This is a genomic window from Rhodoferax sp. GW821-FHT07G04, assembly GCF_059418585.1.
Map to the genome: position 1 here is coordinate 1,617,339 of NZ_JBWKQD010000002.1, position 17,609 is coordinate 1,634,947.

At 61.4% G+C, this 17,609-nt stretch carries 17 protein-coding genes; 5 read left to right on the forward strand and 12 right to left on the reverse strand.

Translation table 11 applies throughout. The annotated features are described in order from the left end of the window. The 3 genes from lptC to AC07OO_RS16740 are packed head-to-tail and all read right to left on the reverse strand — an operon-like array spanning position 1 to position 2,164. Positions 1 to 618, reverse strand: a complete 618-nt coding sequence (gene lptC, locus AC07OO_RS16730) for an LPS export ABC transporter periplasmic protein LptC (RefSeq protein ID WP_495083217.1) — start codon at positions 616 to 618, stop codon at positions 1 to 3. Next, positions 615 to 1,166 carry a KdsC family phosphatase gene (locus tag AC07OO_RS16735; protein ID WP_495083218.1) on the reverse strand — a complete coding sequence of 184 codons (552 nt, stop codon included), beginning with the start codon at positions 1,164 to 1,166 and terminating at the stop codon, positions 615 to 617. Before AC07OO_RS16735 ends, lptC begins: the two co-directional genes overlap by 4 nt. Next, positions 1,163 to 2,164, reverse strand: a complete 1,002-nt coding sequence (locus AC07OO_RS16740) for a KpsF/GutQ family sugar-phosphate isomerase (protein ID WP_495083219.1) — start codon at positions 2,162 to 2,164, stop codon at positions 1,163 to 1,165. Before AC07OO_RS16740 ends, AC07OO_RS16735 begins: the two co-directional genes overlap by 4 nt. A 44-nt stretch (positions 2,165 to 2,208) precedes the next feature. Here AC07OO_RS16740 and AC07OO_RS16745 point away from each other — a divergent pair, with 44 nt between their 5' ends. Further along, positions 2,209 to 4,194, forward strand: a complete 1,986-nt coding sequence (locus AC07OO_RS16745; RefSeq protein WP_495083220.1) for a monovalent cation:proton antiporter family protein — start codon at positions 2,209 to 2,211, stop codon at positions 4,192 to 4,194. A 106-nt stretch (positions 4,195 to 4,300) separates the two neighbouring features. After that, positions 4,301 to 4,855, forward strand: coding sequence for an adenine phosphoribosyltransferase (locus AC07OO_RS16750; RefSeq protein ID WP_495083221.1), 555 nt, complete (start codon positions 4,301 to 4,303; stop codon positions 4,853 to 4,855). 1 nt (position 4,856) lies between these two features. On the opposite strand, the gene AC07OO_RS16755 is transcribed toward AC07OO_RS16750, so the two are convergent. The 6 genes from AC07OO_RS16755 to rpmH form a co-directional block, all read right to left on the reverse strand. Beyond that, entirely contained in the window at positions 4,857 to 5,597 is a 741-nt protein-coding gene (locus tag AC07OO_RS16755) for a hypothetical protein (protein ID WP_495083222.1), read from the reverse strand. A gap of 45 nt (positions 5,598 to 5,642) precedes the next feature. After that, a complete protein-coding gene (gene mnmE / locus AC07OO_RS16760; protein WP_495083223.1) occupies positions 5,643 to 7,052 on the reverse strand; it encodes a tRNA uridine-5-carboxymethylaminomethyl(34) synthesis GTPase MnmE in 1,410 nt (469 codons plus the stop codon). A 99-nt stretch (positions 7,053 to 7,151) separates the two neighbouring features. Continuing rightward, entirely contained in the window at positions 7,152 to 8,885 is a 1,734-nt protein-coding gene (gene yidC, locus AC07OO_RS16765; RefSeq protein WP_495083224.1) for a membrane protein insertase YidC, read from the reverse strand. After that, a complete protein-coding gene (yidD, locus tag AC07OO_RS16770; RefSeq protein ID WP_495083225.1) occupies positions 8,882 to 9,157 on the reverse strand; it encodes a membrane protein insertion efficiency factor YidD in 276 nt (91 codons plus the stop codon). The genes yidC and yidD overlap by 4 nt, the downstream gene beginning before the upstream one ends. Continuing rightward, the gene (locus AC07OO_RS16775) at positions 9,154 to 9,561 is read right to left on the reverse strand and encodes a ribonuclease P protein component (protein WP_495083226.1); all 408 of its coding nucleotides are present in this window, start codon (positions 9,559 to 9,561) and stop codon (positions 9,154 to 9,156) included. The genes yidD and AC07OO_RS16775 overlap by 4 nt, the downstream gene beginning before the upstream one ends. 83 nt (positions 9,562 to 9,644) lie before the next feature. Next, positions 9,645 to 9,779, reverse strand: coding sequence for a 50S ribosomal protein L34 (gene rpmH, locus AC07OO_RS16780; protein WP_006299042.1), 135 nt, complete (start codon positions 9,777 to 9,779; stop codon positions 9,645 to 9,647). Between the two features lie 262 nt (positions 9,780 to 10,041). Here rpmH and dnaA point away from each other — a divergent pair, with 262 nt between their 5' ends. From dnaA to gyrB, 3 genes are all read left to right on the forward strand, one after another. Next, on the forward strand, positions 10,042 to 11,454 hold the full coding sequence (gene dnaA, locus AC07OO_RS16785; protein ID WP_495083227.1) for a chromosomal replication initiator protein DnaA: 1,413 nt from the start codon (positions 10,042 to 10,044) through the stop codon (positions 11,452 to 11,454). Between the two features lie 130 nt (positions 11,455 to 11,584). Further along, entirely contained in the window at positions 11,585 to 12,691 is a 1,107-nt protein-coding gene (dnaN, locus tag AC07OO_RS16790) for a DNA polymerase III subunit beta (protein ID WP_495083228.1), read from the forward strand. Positions 12,692 to 12,831: 140 nt separating this feature from the next. Further along, positions 12,832 to 15,426, forward strand: coding sequence for a DNA topoisomerase (ATP-hydrolyzing) subunit B (gene gyrB, locus AC07OO_RS16795; protein WP_495083229.1), 2,595 nt, complete (start codon positions 12,832 to 12,834; stop codon positions 15,424 to 15,426). A gap of 79 nt (positions 15,427 to 15,505) precedes the next feature. Here the strand turns inward: gyrB and infA are convergent, their stop codons facing one another. The 3 genes from infA to AC07OO_RS16810 form a co-directional block, all read right to left on the reverse strand. After that, positions 15,506 to 15,754 (reverse strand): translation initiation factor IF-1, encoded by a 249-nt coding sequence (gene infA, locus AC07OO_RS16800; RefSeq protein WP_209393506.1) that lies wholly within the window; start codon positions 15,752 to 15,754, stop codon positions 15,506 to 15,508. Between the two features lie 28 nt (positions 15,755 to 15,782). Next, positions 15,783 to 16,121 carry a DUF6566 family protein gene (locus AC07OO_RS16805; protein ID WP_495083230.1) on the reverse strand — a complete coding sequence of 113 codons (339 nt, stop codon included), beginning with the start codon at positions 16,119 to 16,121 and terminating at the stop codon, positions 15,783 to 15,785. Between the two features lie 239 nt (positions 16,122 to 16,360). Then, positions 16,361 to 17,581 carry an MFS transporter gene (locus AC07OO_RS16810; RefSeq protein WP_495083231.1) on the reverse strand — a complete coding sequence of 407 codons (1,221 nt, stop codon included), beginning with the start codon at positions 17,579 to 17,581 and terminating at the stop codon, positions 16,361 to 16,363. Positions 17,582 to 17,609 lie beyond the last annotated feature (28 nt).

A 17,609-nucleotide genomic window follows, 5' to 3' on the forward strand; every position in this document is an offset into this window, starting at 1 on the left:
TTAGGGGCTGGGGCGCGGGGTCAGCGTGGCACGGACCCGCCCGTTCAATTGCAAGACCTGCTCCACATTGTCAAAGTCCAGGCTGTCGGCGCTGAAGCGGTCCTGGCCCCGCAAAAACTCCACCGGCTTGTGGGAGCGCACCCGCTCCGTATGCATGAAGGCGTGCAAGAACTCACTGCGGAATTCCATGCGGGGTGCGGTGTTCCCGGGCTGGCTGGTGTCGGCTTCGCGTACCACCAGAGCCTGGCCTATCAGTTGCACCTCGGAAGAGTCTTCGTTGGTCAGACCGCGTTGGGCGGTCGCCGTTGTCAAACGCCCCTGCTCATCAAAGGCGCGCACGCGGATGTTGTCTATCTCCAGCCACTGCGTGTCAGGGTAATGCCGGGCCTTGGCCCCAATGACCTCGGTGCGCACGCGGCCGGTCGCGTCGAAGGTACGCACCGAAAAATTCTCCATGAAATAGTCGGGCTCGTGCTGCACGATCTTCTGCGCCACCGGACCACCCACCGGGGGGGTGCTGCGCACCAACCAATAGCTGCCCAAGGCCAGCAAGCCCATGGACAACAGTGGGAAGTACAGCAAGGACCGGTCCCACACGTCGCGCAGCAAGGACATCATTGCGTGTAGCGCTCCAACAGGTCCACATAGCGGCCACTGGCCACCAGCAACAGATCGCAAAACTCGCGGGCCGCGCCCGCGCCACCGTGGGCCGTGGTCACATAGTCAGACAGGGCCAGCACCTCGCGGTGGGCATTGGCGGGCGCGCAGGCGAAGGCACAGCGGCGCATCACTGGCAGATCGGGCCAGTCATCGCCCATGGCGGCGGCCTGGCTCCAGTCCAACCCCAGGGTCGCCAGGCTTTGCTCGGCGGCGGGGCGCTTGTCTTCGGTGCCAAAGAAAGCATGCTGCACACCCAGGGCCTGCAAGCGCGCGCGCAAGGGTTTGGAATCGCGCCCCGTGATAACCACCGGCGTGATGCCCCCCTGTTGCAGCAGCTTAATGCCGTGTCCATCCAAGGTGTTGAAACGCTTCAGCGTCTCGCCCGACTCCGAGAACAGCAGGCCGCCGTCGGTAAGCACCCCATCCACATCAAAGAAGGCCAGCTTGATGCCCTGGGCCTTGAGCAAGAGCGCAGGATCGAAGTTGAGCGCGGGCTTGACAGTCATATCACCTTGGCCCGCATCAGGTCGTTGCTGTTGAGCGCGCCACAGAGGCGACCATCGGCGTCGGTGACCAGGACGCTGGTGATGCGGTTACGCTCCATCAGCTCAGCAGCGTCCACGGCCAGGGCCTGTTCGTCTATGGTGCTGGGTGCGCGGTGCATGACCTCTTGCGCAGTCGTGGTGCGCAGATCGGCGCCCTGCTCCACGAGGCGGCGCAAGTCGCCGTCAGTAAAAATGCCCAGCACCCGATTGTCTGCATCAACAACCGCCGTGGCACCCAGGCCCTTGGCGCTCATCTCGCGCATCAGTGCACTGAAGTTGGCATCGGGCGGCACACGGGGCACGGCATCGCCCGAACGCATCACATCGCCGACATGGGTCAGCAGCTTGCGGCCCAGAGCACCACCGGGATGGGAGCGTGCAAAGTCTTCAGCCCGGAAACCCCGGGCATCCAGCAGGGCCACCGCCAACGCGTCACCCAGGGCCAGCTGGGCCGTGGTGCTGGCGGTTGGGGCCAGATTCAGGGGGCAAGCCTCTTTATCAACGGCGCTGTCCAGCCATAGATCGGCATGCTGGGCCATCGTGGACAGGCCATTGCCAGTCATTGCCACCATGGGTGCGCCCAGGCGTTTAAGCATGGGCAATATTGAAGCCATTTCCTGCGACTCGCCGCTGTTTGAAATAGCCAGGACCAGATCCGTGGGTGTGATCATGCCCAAATCGCCATGGCTGGCCTCAGCCGGGTGCACAAACATGGCCGGGGTGCCGGTAGACGCCAAGGTCGCAGCAATCTTGCGCCCGATATGGCCACTCTTGCCCATGCCCATGACCACGACACGGCCCTTCACACCCAGGATCAGTTCAACCGCCTGCGCAAAGGACGGGCCGATCCGGTTCTTCAGGCCCAACACGGCTGCGGCTTCGATATCAAAAGTCTCATGCGCCATCGCAATCACATGCTGGGCCGAGGGTGCGGCGGGCCGCTTGGCAGGGTCGATCATCCGGGCATTTTATAGACCAGCACGCATCTTGCTAGTATGGGGCCATGACCGGATTGGAAATAACACTTCTCTATCTTCTGGCGGCCGTGCTGGGTGTCGTCGCCTGCCGCTATTTCCAGCTCCCACCCATGCTGGGGTATTTGGCGGTGGGTGTGGCAGTAGGTCCCAATGCACTGGGACTTTCGCAGGATTCGGAGAGCGTGCGCCATGTGGGTGAATTCGGCGTCGTGTTCCTGATGTTCGTCATCGGTCTGGAATTCAACCTGCCCAAGCTGCGCGCCATGCGCCAGCATGTGTTCGGCCTGGGCCTGTTGCAGGTGGCCGTCACCATCTCGGTGGCCACGCTGGTCACCATGGGGCTGGCGGCCGCCATTCCCCAAACCTGGGGCATGTCATGGCAGGCGGCCCTGGCGCTGTCTTGCGCCTTGGCGATGAGCAGCACGGCCATTGTGGTCAAGCTGATGGTGGAGCGGTTGGAGCGGGAATCCGAGCACGGCAAACGGGTCATGGGCGTGCTGCTGTTCCAGGATTTGGCCGTCGTGCCCCTGCTGGTGTTGATACCCGCACTGGGCGCGACCGGCGAGAACCTGGCCAGCGCTCTGGTGATCGCCGCGCTGAAGGCCGGCCTGTTGATCACCATCCTGCTGGTCGGCGGCCAGCATGTGATGCGGCGCTGGCTGACGATCGTGGCCAAGCGCAAGAGCGAAGAGCTGTTTGTGCTCAACCTGCTCTTCATCACACTGGGCCTGGCCTGGATGACCGAGCTGGCTGGCCTGAGCCTGGCTCTGGGCGCCTTCATCGCCGGCATGCTGATCTCCGAGACCGAGTTCAAGCACCAGGTGGAGACCGACATACGCCCCTTCCACGATGTGCTGCTGGGCCTGTTCTTCATCAGCATTGGCATGCTGCTGGATCTGCGCCTGGTCATGGAGCGCTGGTCCTTGGTGCTGCTGTTGTTGATCGTGCCCACACTGTTCAAAGCTGCCTTGGTAACCGGCCTGTCCAAGGTGCTGGGCGCCAGCTCGGGTGTATCACTGCGCACCGGCCTGTACCTGGCCCAGGCTGGCGAATTCGGCTTTGTGCTGCTGACACTGGCCCAAAGCAATTCCTTGGTCCCCCCCGCGTTGCTGAACCCCATCTTGGCCAGCATGGTGCTCTCGATGGTGGCCACGCCTTTCATCGTGATGTACAGCAACCGCATCGTCATGAAGCTGGTGTCCAGCGAATGGCTGCTGCAGTCGCTGCAGATGACGACCATCGCACGCAAGTCCATCAACGCCAACCGCCACGTCATCATCTGCGGCTATGGCCGCTGCGGGCAAAACCTGGCCAAGATGCTGGAGGGTGAAGGTATCCAATACATCGCGCTGGACCTGGACCCCGACCGCGTGCGCCAGGCCGCCGCCGCCGGGGATTCCGTCGTATTTGGCGACGCCGCTCGGCTGCAGGCGCTGATGGCTTCCGGCCTGGCCCGGGCCAGCGCCGTGGTCATCACTTACCTGGATGTACCGGGCGCCCTCAAGGTGCTGAGCCACACGCGCACCCATGCACCCCAGGTACCCGTCATCGTGCGCACCCAGGACGACCTGAACCTGGAAGTGCTGCAAGCCGGCGGCGCGACCGAAGTGGTACCCGAAACCATAGAAGGCTCATTGATGCTGGCCAGCCATGCGCTAGCCCTGGTCGGCGTGCCCATGCGCCGCGTGATTCGCATCGTGCAGGACCAGCGCGACGCCCGCTACAACCTGCTGCGCGGCTTCTTCCGCGGTGCCGACGACGATACCGTCGATGAACTGCAATACGAACGCCTGGCCACGCTGGCCATTCCCCACGACGCCAAGGCCGTGGGACGTTCCCTGGACTCCTTTGCACTGCATACGCTGGAGGTCCGCATCGTCAGCCTGCGCCATGGCGACGGCAAGGCCGGTCTGGCCCAGGGTGATGCGGTACTAAAGGCTGGCGACACGCTGGTGCTGGCCGGCAAGGCCGAAGCACTGGCCGTGGCGGAGCAAAAAATCCTGAGCCGCTGATCGCTGCGGCGAGCCACCGCCTGGCGATAGACAGGCGGGGTGAGGGCACAATGCGGGCTGCGCCTGCTGGCGGCCTATTCGGCCTCTTCTTTATTTTCAGACGACCATGCAACACATCAGCATCAACCAATACCTTAGAGACCACATCCGCACCGTGCCGGACTGGCCCGCGCCCGGCGTGCAGTTCCGCGACATCACGCCGCTGCTGCAGGATGCCAAGGTGTTCCGCGTGCTGATCGATGCCTTTGTGCACCGCTACATGGACGCCAGCATGCGCCCCGACGTCGTGGCAGGCCTGGATGCCCGCGGCTTCATCCTGGGTGCCGTAGTGGCCTACGAGCTGAACGTCGGCTTCGTACCCATTCGCAAAAAGGGCAAGCTGCCGTTTACGACGGTGGAAGAAACCTATGAACTGGAATACGGCAGCGCCACCGTGGAGCTGCACACCGATGCCGTCAAAACCGGCGACCGCGTGCTGCTGATTGACGACCTCATCGCCACCGGCGGCACGATGATGGCTGGCAAGAAGTTGTTGGAAAAATTAGGCGCCACCGTCATGGAAGGCGCCGCCATTGTGGACCTGCCCGAACTGGGCGGCTCACAGAAACTGCGCGACTCCAGTCTACCGCTGTTTACGCTGGTGGATTTCGCCGGGCACTAGCCTACAAATCCCCATACTGAGTGCCGCTCAGCGGTGAGGGCCGGTCATCCAGTTCAGTATCGTCAAATGTGGGCATAGGTGCAGGATTGCGCCGGCCCGACTTGATGATTTCACCGGGCGCCGACAGTGGCGTGGGGCTGGCCACCGATGCCAGGGCCTGCTTGAACGCAGCCACCTCCTCCGGGTGCAAGGGTTCGTAGGCGGGCTTGGGCGCCGCCGGTGGTGTTGCTGGTTGGGCTTCGACCGGCTTTCTGGCTGCCGCGGGAGCAGCAGCGGCCACAGGGGGCACACTGACACGGGACAAGCCCGCCGACACATGCTCATTCACACGCCAGTACACGGCCGTCACCAGAATATCATGCCGGGCCTTGGCATGCTGGGCGATCAGGCCCTCGATCTCGGCCAATCGCGCGGTTTCGCCAGCGTACTGCCGTGCCAAGTCCATCATGATCAGGTACTGGCGGCCGCGAGAATCCAGCGACAAGACTTTGAATTTGTAGGTGGATGACAACACCCCGGCCTTGATCATGGCCTCGCGCACCACCGAATACAGCAACTCGCGGCGCTCCAGCCGCTCGTTCTTGCGGTTGGCAGCGCTGCCCGGCGGGGTGCTGGGCAAACGCCCGCGCGGCTTGCCCGATGCGCTGAACGGCACGGTGGCGTCCACATGGGCCAGGCCGGAGCTCTCGGCCATCGTCGTCGTTGGGGCAGGCTTCTTGGCAAACCAGTTTAAAAGCGACATTCTTTTTTGCTTTCGGGAGGCACGACTCCAAACAGTGTATGCCAGCTATTTGCCAATGCAAAATTTGGAGAAGATCACGCCCAGCAGGTCGTCGGACGTGAATTCACCAGTGATGGCACTCAAGGCGTTTTGACCCAGGCGCAACTCCTCGGCCAGCAAATCCAGGGACTGGTCCTGCGCAGCCAAGTGCTGCCCCGCCAGTTCCAGATGGCCTTCCACCTGGCGCAGCGCCTGCACATGCCGCTCACGCGCGATGAAAACGCCTCCCCCTTGGGAGGTTTGCCAGCCTGCCGTGTCCAGCAGTTTGCGTCGCAGCACGTCCAAGCCCGCCCCGGTTTTGGCGGACAACACAATGCCGTCACCAGGGTTGTGTCCCGGCGCGGCATCAGCCTTGTTCCAGATATCGATCACCGGCACCTGCCTTGAGAGTTTCTCGGTGATAGCCCTCGCAATGATTGCATCTTCCGCTATGTAATTTGTAGCACTTGCTCGGGTCAAGTCATGGAGAAAGAGTACCGCGTCGGCACCTTCTATGGCTTCCCAGGCACGGGCGATGCCGATCTTCTCCACATCGTCATCGCTATGGCGCAGCCCCGCCGTGTCCACAATGTGCAACGGCACGCCCTCGATCTGTATGGTCTGTTGCACCTTGTCGCGCGTGGTGCCAGCGATGGGTGTCACGATGGCCAGTTCGGCCCCGGCCAGCGCATTGAGCAACGAGGACTTGCCGGCATTGGGCTGCCCGGCAATAACCACGGTAATGCCTTCGCGCAACAGCGCACCTTGCGCCGCCTTTTGCAGCACGGTTTGCAGGCCCTGCTGCAGGCGCTGCAACTGCCCAGCAGCATCGGACTTTTCCAGGAAATCAATTTCCTCTTCCGGGAAATCCAGTGTCGCCTCCACCAGCATGCGCAGGTGGATCAGCGCATCGCGCAGGCCATGGATCTCGCGGGAAAAGGCGCCCGACAAGGACTGCGTCGCACTGCGCGCCGCCGCCTCGGTGCTGGCGTCGATCAGGTCGGCAATGGCCTCGGCCTGCGCCAGATCGATCTTGTCGTTGAGAAAAGCCCGCTCGGAAAACTCCCCGGCCTGGGCAATGCGCATACCGCTGAGATAGGCCTGCCCCGTGGCCGGATGGGTGTCCTGCGCCGCCTCCAGGCAACGCGCCAGCAGCAGTTGCAACACCACCGGCCCGCCATGCGCCTGTAGCTCCAGCACGTCTTCCCCGGTAAACGAATGCGGGCCTGGGAAGAACAAAGCCAGCCCCTGGTCCAAGGGCTGGCCATCGCGGTCATTGAACGGCAGATATGTCGCCTCGCGCGGCCGCAACGTGCGCCCCAGCAGATGCGCCACCCAGGGAGCCAGGTTTTTGCCACTGATCCGCACAATCCCCACAGCCCCCCGCCCAGCGGCGGTAGCAATGGCGACTATCGGGTCCTGGTGGCGCGCGAGCATAGAGGGGGAGTTTATCCAGGGATACCGTGGATCCGGCTTGGCCGGTCCACTGGTATCGCCCCCCTTCCAAAGGGGGGAGGCGCGCAGCGCCTCGGGGGGTTACCCAAATTTGGGCAAATTGAACTGAGGCGGCACACCCATGCGGGTGTTGATGATCCACTGCTGCAAGATGGACAAGATGTTGTTCGTGATCCAGTACAACACCAGACCCGACGGGAAGAAGAAGAACATCACGCTGAAGATCAGCGGCATGAACCACATCATCTTGGCCTGCATGGGGTCTGGCGGCGCGGGGTTCAGCGCCGTTTGCAGCAGTGTCGTGGCGGTCATGACCAGCGGCAGGATGAAGAAGGGGTCGGGTGCGGACAAGTCCTTGATCCACAAGATCCACGGCGCGTTGCGCATTTCCACGCTGGACAGCAGCACCCAGTACAGCGCAATGAACACCGGAATCTGGACCATGATGGGGAAGCAGCCGCCCATGGGGTTGACCTTTTCCTCGCGGTAGATGCGCATCATCTCTTGCTGCATCTGTTGGGGGTTGTCCTTCAGGCGCTCACGCATCTCGGTGATCTTGGGGTTGATGGCCTTCATCTTGGCCATGCTGGCATAGGCCTTGGCATTGAGCCAGTAGAAGGCAATCTTCAACAACAGCACCAGGGCCACGATGGACCAGCCCCAGTTTTGGATAAAGCCATGCAGCTTGTCCAACAACCAATACAGGGGTTTGGCCAGGATGGTCAGCCAGCCATAGTCTTTGACCAGTTCCAGACCCGGAGCCAGCTTTTCCAGCATGGTCTCCTGCTGGGGGCCGGCAAAGAATGTGGCATCGATCACTTTGGTGGTGTCGGGGGCGATCGTTACCGGGGCCGTGATCATGGTGGCACGGTAGCAGCAATCCGCAACCGTGGAGCCAATGTCCACGCCATCCACAGAATTGTCATGGACCACGCCTTCGGGCAGTATCCATGCGCTGGCAAAGTAATGCTGCACCATGGCCACATAGCCGTCGGAGGATTGCTTTTCGTAATCCGCTTTCTTCTTCTTGATGTCCGCGAATTCCACCTTTTGGTACTTTTTGGCCGCGGTGTAGACAGCGGGGCCGGTGAAGGTGGAGTAGAAGGATGACTCGCCCGGTGGTTTGTTGCCGTCACGCACCAACTGCAGATACAACTGCGGTGACAGCGGCGCGTTGGACACATTGGTCAGCTCATGCTTGACGGCCATGTCATAGGCGCCGCGGTGCAAGGTATAGGTCTTGACCAGCTTGATGCCGCCCACGTCCGCGGACGTGAACTTCACAACCAATTCGTTCTCGCCATCCTTGAGCGCGCGCGCTCCGCTGAAGGTCATGGGCGTCTTGTGCGTGGGGAAAGCGCCGGCAGCACCCGCGCCAATGACACCCGTCTGGGCCATGTAGACACGGGTCTTGCTGTCGTCCAGCAGCACAAAATTCTTGCTCTTGTCCGTCATGTCGGTGTGCTGCAGGAACTCGGCACCCACCAGCGATCCGCCCTCGGTCTCGAAGGTCAGCTTCACCACATCGGTTGTGACTTCAATGCGTTCCTTCGGCACCGCAGGGACTGGGCTGGCGGCAGCAGCAGGCGCAACAGCACCAGTGGTCGCCGTGGTAGTCGCTGTAGCGCTCGGCACACCGGCCGTGTTGCTCGCCCCCGGAACGGCCGCCGAAGCAGCAGCAGCCGGCGCCGTCTGGTGCGCGGGACTGGGGAAGAACGTGGCCTTCTTGCCGTTGTACACCTGCCACTGGTCCCACAGCATCACCATGGAAAAGCCAAAGATCACCCACAAAATGGTGCGGCGAATATCGTTCATGAAGGTTTCTTTTCAGAAGGAGAAGAAGGGATCAGCCGGGTAAACAGCCGGGGAGATTCAACAGGCACAGGGTCCAAGCCACCCGCACACCAGGGATGGCAGCGCCCCAGGCGCGCCACGGTCAGGTAGCTACCTGCGGCTGCACCGTGGGATTGCAAGGCCTGCAAGGCGTAGACCGAGCAGGTGGGTTCAAAACGGCAGGCCGAGCCCAGCCAGGGGCTTAGAAACACCCGGTAGGCCTTCACGATGCCGATCAACAGGGATTGCATCATGCTGCGGCCGGCACGGGGAGGCGCGAAAAAAGTTGCTGGAGTTCAGCCCGCACGGCTGCTTTGAGCACGTCGGAACTGGCGCTGACAAAACGGCTGCGATCAAAAGCCGCACGCAACCGGATCAGGTGCGCGCGCTCCGACAACAGGGGCTCGAAATCAGCACTCACGTTGTAGATCTGGCGTTTGATGGCATTGCGCGTTACGGCGCGCTTGGCCCACCGTTTGGGAACCATGGCGCCCAACCACACGGCGGGACGGGGAAACAAAGCGGGCATTGCGTCGCTCTGCGCATCCGCCATAGGCGAGTCCAGCGCACAGCAGTGCAGGGCAAAGTGCGCCGTCCTGGCAAGTGTTTGACCTGCCAAAACTGCCTGAAACTGGGGCCGTGTCTTCAAGCGTTGCACGGGGGCATCACACCAGACCCGCACACCAGCAATGCCTGCAAATGCATATGCTGGATCGAAGTGGCCCGCAGTCGGGTGTCTACTTAGACAGCCAGGCGCTTGCGACCCTTGGCGCGGCGTGCATTGATGACGGCGCGGCCACCGCGGGTCTTCATGCGAACCAGGAAACCGTGGGTACGGGCACGGCGGATTTTGGAAGGTTGGTAAGTGCGTTTCATTTGGAATTCCTAACAGGCTCAGTTCTGATCCAACCCCCAACTTCTAACGAGCTAAAGAGCAGATCTCGGTCAAATCGCCCCGAACACAATCAGGGGAACCGCCGATTATCGCAAATTTTCTGAGCAGAGGCAACACCTTACGCGCCAAACAGGGCGTATCGGCTTAAGTTCGGGTTTGTCCGAAAAAATGTGGATAAGTTTTTGATAAATTACAATCGCCGGCGCAGCAATTAATAACTATCCACAGAAGCTGAAAAGAATAATGTCCGAGGGACCCTCCACCAACCACACCCTGTCGCCGGGCCTGGACATAGGCCAGAGCCTGTGGCAAAGCTGCGTCGACCAGCTCGCCCAGGAACTACCCGAACAGCAGTTCAACACCTGGATCAAACCCCTGACCGCCCAGGTCCTGGAAGACTTTTCCAAGGTCACCATCTTCGTTGCCAACCGCTTCAAACTGGACTGGGTGCGGGCCCAATACAGCGGCCGGATTTCTGCCCTCTTGGAAAAGATGTATGGCCAGCCGGTACTGGTTGAGTTAGCAATCACTCCTAAAGAAGTCATTGTCAAACCTACGTTTGTCGCACCCGTTGCCGAGTTGGCCGCGGCCGAAGAAGGTGTGCCGGGCGCAGAGTCTACGGCATCGGGTCTGCCTAAAAACCGCCTCAATAGCTTGCTGACCTTTGAGAACTTGATCGAGGGCACAGCCAACCGCATGGCCCGCGCTGCGGCCATGCATGTGGCCACCATTCCCGGGCACTTGTACAACCCCCTGTTCATCTACGGCGGCGTGGGTCTGGGCAAGACCCACTTGATGCATGCTGTGGGTAACCGGTTGCTCGCCGACAAGCCCGGATCCAAAGTTCTCTACATCCATGCCGAGCAGTTCGTATCGGATGTGGTTAAGGCCTATCAGCGCAAGACTTTTGACGAATTCAAGGAGCGCTACCACTCCCTGGATTTGCTGCTGATCGACGATGTGCAGTTTTTCGCCAACAAGGACCGCACCCAGGAGGAGTTCTTCAACGCCTTCGAAGCCCTGCTGGCCAAAAAGTCGCACATCGTGATGACCAGCGACACCTACCCCAAGGGCCTGACCGACATCCACGAGCGCCTGGTGTCACGCTTCGACTCGGGCCTGACCGTTGCCATTGAACCGCCCGAACTCGAAATGCGGGTGGCGATTCTAATCAACAAAGCCCGCGTCGAAGGTTCGGACATGCCCGAAGAGGTAGCGTTCTTCGTCGCCAAAAACGTGCGCTCCAACGTGCGCGAGCTCGAAGGCGCACTGCGCAAGATCCTGGCCTATTCGCGCTTCAACCAGAAGGAAATTTCCATCCAACTGGCCCGCGAGGCGCTGCGCGATCTGCTGTCGATCCAGAACCGGCAAATCTCGGTGGAAAACATCCAGAAAACGGTGGCCGACTACTACAAGATCAAGGTCGCCGACATGTACTCCAAGAAGCGTCCGGCCAGCATCGCCCGCCCGCGCCAGATTGCGATGTACCTGGCCAAGGAGTTGACACAAAAAAGTCTTCCGGAGATCGGAGAATTGTTTGGCGGCCGCGACCACACGACCGTGCTGCACGCCGTGCGCAAGATCGGCGGCGAACGCCAGCAAATGACCGAGCTGAACCAGCAGCTGCATGTGCTAGAACAGACACTCAAGGGCTGACGACGAATAAAACGCCTGATAAAGGTCCAAGCGCCCAAACTAGCGTCTAAAACTGGGAAAATGGCTAGATTTTGAAAAAATGGCGCCGGGGGCTTGGGGCGCCATCACAGACATTAAAGAAGAGGTAGACATGATCGTATTGAAGGCAACGCAGGACAAGGTCCTATCGGTACTACAGTCCGTGGCCGGTATCGTGGAGCGTCGCCACACCTTGCCTATCCTTGCCAATGTGCTGGTTCGCAAAACAGGCACCTCCCTGCAGGTCACCACCAGCGACCTGGAGATTCAGATTCGCACCACCGCTGAACTGGGTGGCGACACCGGCAACTTCACGACCACGATCGGTGCGCGCAAACTCATCGACATCCTGCGCACCATGCCATCGGACCAGACCGTGTCGCTTGAATCCAGCCAGAGCAAGATCATCCTCAAGGGCGGCAAGAGCAAGTTCACGCTGCAAACCATGGCCGCCGAAGACTTCCCGCTGGTGCAAGAATCAGCCAACTTCGGCCCCGTCTTCAGCGTGCCGCAAAAGACATTGAAGAGCCTGCTGAGCCAGGTGTCGTTCGCGATGGCCGTGCACGACATCCGCTACTACCTCAACGGCATCCTGTTTGTCGCCGAGGGCAAGCAACTGAGCCTGGTCGCCACCGACGGCCACCGCCTGGCCTTCGCCTCCGCCACACTCGATATCGAAGTGCCCAAGCAGGAAGTCATCCTGCCCCGCAAGACCGTGGTCGAACTGCAGCGCCTGCTGTCCGAGAACGAAGGCGCCATCGAAATGCAATTTGCCAACAACCAGGCCAAGTTCATTTTTGACGGCATGGAGTTCGTCACCAAGCTGGTCGAGGGCAAGTTCCCCGACTACAACCGCGTCATCCCCAAGAACCACAAGAACAGCATCACGCTGGGCCGCGATGCGCTGCTGAAGACCCTGCAACGCACCGCCATTTTGACCAGCGACAAGTTCAAGGGTGTGCGCCTCAATATCGACCCCGGCAGCCTGCGGGTGGCATCCAACAATGCCGAGCAGGAAGAAGCCGTGGACGAACTCGACATCGACTACGGCGGCGACAGCATCGAGATCGGCTTCAACGTCACCTACCTGATCGACGCCCTGGCCAATATGAGCCAGGACATGGTGAAACTGGAGTTGTCCGACGGCAATAGCTCGGCACTGTTCACCATCCCCGAGAACGCCACCTTCAAGTACGTGGTGATGCCGATGAGGATCTGATGCTACAAAAATAGTAGCTGCTTACGCAACCAAACCCCCGCACACCGGGGGTTTGGTCATTGAAGCGCTGTTCAATATTGGGGGGTAGACCCGAGCAAAGCGATGCGCTGCCCCCAACCGATTTAGTGAGAGAGTTCGTTATGACCGAAGAAAACAAGTCCAGCCCCAGCCCTGAAAACGCCAGTGGTGTAGAAAGTTCCAGCGCCCAGCCGGTTATCGACACCAACCAGGCCGGCGCGACCGATGCTTACGGTTCCGACTCGATCCAGATCCTTGAAGGCCTGGAGGCTGTGCGCAAGCGCCCCGGCATGTACATCGGTGACACGTCCGACGGCACCGGTCTGCACCACCTGGTGTTCGAAGTCGTGGACAACTCCATCGACGAGGCCCTGGCCGGCCATTGCGACGACATCGTCGTCACTATCCACTCCGACAACTCCATCAGCGTCACCGACAACGGCCGCGGCATTCCCACCGGCGTGAAGATGGACGACAAGCACGAGCCCAAGCGTTCGGCCTCCGAAATCGCGCTGACCGAGCTGCATGCTGGCGGCAAGTTCAACCAGAACAGCTACAAGGTCTCGGGCGGCCTGCACGGCGTGGGCGTGTCCTGCGTGAACGCGCTCTCCAAGTGGCTGCGCCTGATCGTGCGCCGCGATGGCAAGGTGCACCAGATCGAATTCTCGCGCGGCTTTGTGCAAAACCGGCTGCTGGAAACCGTGGACGGCGTTGAAGTCTCGCCGATGAAGGTCACCGGTGCCACCGAGAAGCGCGGCACCGAGGTGCACTTCCTGCCCGACACCGACATCTTCCAACAGAACAGCGAGTTCCACTACGAAATCCTGGCCAAGCGCCTGCGCGAACTCTCCTTCCTGAACAACGGCGTACGCATCCGCCTGAAGGACGAACGCAGCGGCAAGGAAGACGACTTCTCGGGCGCTGGTGGCGTCAAGGGCTTTGTCGACTTCATCAACGCAAACAAGAAGGTGCTGCACCCCAATGCCTTCCACGCCACCGGCAGCCGCCCGGCAGACACCTACGGCGGCATTCCCGGCACCGAAATCGGCGTCGAAGTGGCCATGCAGTGGAACGACGGCTACAACGAATCCGTGCTGTGCTTCACCAACAACATTCCCCAGCGCGACGGCGGCACCCACCTGACCGGCCTGCGCGCCGCGATGACCCGCGTCATCGGCAAGTACATTGACCAAAACGAGTTGGCCAAGAAAGCCAAGGTCGAAGTCTCTGGCGACGACATGCGCGAAGGCCTGTGCTGCGTGCTCTCCGTCAAAGTGCCCGAGCCCAAGTTCAGCAGCCAGACCAAGGACAAGCTGGTGTCTTCGGAGGTGCGCGCACCCGTGGAAGACATCGTCGCCAAGTCGCTGACCGAATTCCTCGAAGAGCGCCCCAACGACGCCAAGATTCTGTGCGGCAAGATCGTCGAAGCCGCCCGCGCCCGCGAAGCCGCCCGCAAGGCCCGCGAAATGACGCGCCGCAAAGGTGTGCTCGACGGCATGGGCCTGCCCGGCAAGCTGGCCGACTGCCAGGAAAAAGACCCCGCGCTGTGCGAAATCTACATCGTCGAGGGTGACTCCGCCGGCGGCTCCGCCAAGCAGGGCCGCGACCGTAAATTCCAGGCCATCCTGCCCCTGCGCGGCAAGATTCTGAACGTGGAAAAGGCCCGCTACGAAAAGCTGCTGACCAGCAACGAAATCCTGACACTGATCACCGCGCTGGGCACCGGCATCGGCAAGGCCGGTGGCACCACCGGCAACGACGACTTCAACGTTGACAAGCTGCGCTACCACCGCATCATCATCATGACCGACGCGGACGTCGATGGCGCCCACATCCGCACGCTGCTGCTGACCTTCTTCTACCGCCAGATGCCCGAGCTGGTCGAGCGCGGCCACATCTACATTGCGCAGCCCCCGCTGTACAAGGTCAAGGCCGGCAAGGAAGAGTTGTACCTGCAAGGCCCCGCCGAACTCGATAGCTTCCTGCTGCGCGTAGCCCTGGTCCATGCCTCCGTCTTCACGGGCGGCCCCAATGGCACAACCATCAGCGGCGAGACCCTGTCCGAACTGGCCCGCAAACACCAGGTGGCCCAGGCCGTCATCGCGCGCCTGAAGAATTTCATGGATGCCGAAGCCCTGCGCGCCGTGGCCGACGGTGTGGCACTGAATCTGGACACAGTCGCCGACGCCGAAGTCTCCGCCGCCGCCCTGCAAGCCCGCCTGCCGGATGCCGAAGTGGCCGGCGAGTTTGACGCCCGCAGCGACAAGCCCATTCTGCGCATCAGCCGCCGCCACCACGGCAACGTCAAGAGCAGCGTGCTGACCCAAGACTTTGTGCACGGCGCCGATTACGCCGCACTGGCCGAAGCCGCCAACACCTTCAAGGGCCTGCTCAGCGAAGGTGCCCGCGTGATGCGCGGCGAAGGCGAGCGCCAGAAGGAAGAAAAGGTGTCCGATTTCCGCGAAGCCATGGCCTGGCTCATCACCCAGGCCGAAAACGCCACCAGCCGCCAGCGCTACAAGGGCTTGGGCGAAATGAACCCCAGCCAGTTGTGGGAAACCACGATGGACCCCACGGTGCGCCGCCTGCTCAAGGTGCAGATCGACGACGCCATCGAAGCCGACCGCGTGTTCACGATGCTGATGGGCGACGAGGTGGAACCCCGCCGTGACTTTATCGAAACCAACGCGTTGCGCGCTGGCAATATCGATATCTGACAAACCAAAACCACCCGGCCTCACACAGGGGGCCGGGTAAGAAAAAAGGGCTGCAACTGCAGCCCTTTTTCATTCGTGTTTAGCGGCGTGGCGTCATCGGCCCGCGGCCTTCGATGTGGCGGAAGTTGATACGGCCCTTGCTCAGGTCGTAGGGCGACAATTCCAGCGACACCTTGTCACCCGCCAGAATGCGGATGTGGTTCTTGCGCATCTTGCCTGCGGAATAGGCAATCAGCTGGTGACCGTTGTCCAAGGTCACGCGAAAACGCGTATCGGGCAGCACTTCGTTGACGACGCCCATCATCTCGATCAAGTCTTCTTTAGCCATGGTGTGGTACTCCTGTAAAACTCAGAATTCAGTGTGTCGGGCGTGTGTTGTCACGCACCCAATCGATCCCTTGTGCAATAGCGTAGCGCGCTGCCGCGTCGTGCGAGGGAAACTCGTCGTGGAATCGCATCACACGATCGGTGGAAGCGCTACCGCGGCCGCTGGCAATGGAAACCTGTGCGGCGTACTGCCCACATGGTAATTGACGGGGGCAGGCTGCGATGCGGTATTTGCCCATTGTGATGGGCGTTTCTTTTATTGTTGTCGTAAAAATCATCAAAATCAAACATGCGCGGGGCGAAATAGCCCGTAGCGCGGGGAAGCACAATTGGCATGCCCTCATGCCGAGGGTCCCTTTTTTGTCCATCCAACACGCGATCCACTAGGAACCACAGATTGGTTTACTCGCCATAGCAGGGGCGAAGTCGACAGAGGGGGAAAATCACCAAGCCGTGAGATGACTGGTGTGGCCGCAGTTGAGGGGCTGGACTGGCAACCCCTCTGCCGGGGGTGTTCGCGTGCACCACTTGGGGGTGGGATTACGTGACCAGTCGCCAAATGCGACCCCCGAATATACCATGTTCTGAAAATTTGCGTATTTTCTGTCTACCCGCGCGGCGGCGACTTGCCCTTCAGCGGCACCAGAAACCAGGCAAACGCCATCACCTGGGTCACCAGCAGGCCAGCCAGCGTGGCCCGAAAGGCGTCAGCTCGGCCCATGCCCGTGGTTGTAAAACCATCCACTGCGGCGCCAATGCCCCACTGCAAACCAAACGCGCCCACAAACACCAGCAGATTCAGCGCCGTATTCACCCGCCCCGACAACGCCACCGGGAACGCCGCCGCCAGCTGCGAATAGGCGATATTGCCCAGGCTGAACGACAGGCCTAACAACGGCCACAGTGCGGCCGGTTGCGCCAGCCCCAGCAGAATCGCCAGCTCCACCACCAAGGCCAGCCCCATGCCGGCGCGCAGCAGCGCCATGGGCGAGATGCCGCGCCGTGCCAGGGCCGTCGAGCAGGTGGCCACAAACAAAAAACCCGCCAGCATGGCCAGCGACATCAGGAACAGGACGCCCGCAGCATCACCCCGCGTCACGCCATTGACCTCCATCAACCAGGGCACCGCCCACAGACCCTGGATGGCCATAAATCCGCCCACCACCAGGCAACCCTGGGGCGCAAAGCGCCAGAACACCCGGTTGCCATAGATGTGCCCCAGGCTGCGGATCTGCTGGCCCAACGTCTCGCGCTGTGCTTGCGCACTCTGGTCCGGCACCGTCAGCAAAAAGCCGGCGGCGGCTACCAGCAAGGCGGCTACCAACCAGAACACCCCGCGCCAACCGATCAGCGGCAATGCCGCCGCCACCGGCACGCTGGCAGATAGCGCGCCCAGGCCGCCCGCCACCATGATGGTGGCAGTGAGTGACGGCAAGCGTTCACTGGGAAACCACTGGCTGAAGGCCTTGAAACTGGCCATCAAACAGGCCGACACCCCCAGGCCGATCAGTGCCCGCCCCACCGCCAGCGCCTGCAGCGACGTGCCGCTGGCAAACAGCGCGGCACCCGCAGCCGCTACCAGCAAGAGCGCGGCTTCCACCCGGCGCGGGCCAAAACGGTCCAGCAAAAGACCCAGGGGCAGCTGGAACAGGCCAAACGCGAGAAAATAGGCCGAGGTCAGCAAACCCAGGCCCGTGGCGGTGATGTGCAACTCCTGCATCAACTCCGGTGCGATCACCGCATTCACGCTGCGCAACCCATAGGACAGAAAATACCCAGCGGCATAGGCCGGAACCAGACGAAACCAGAGACGAAGCGGCGCGTGCATGGCGCCATTGTCCGGCAGCCATGCTGGC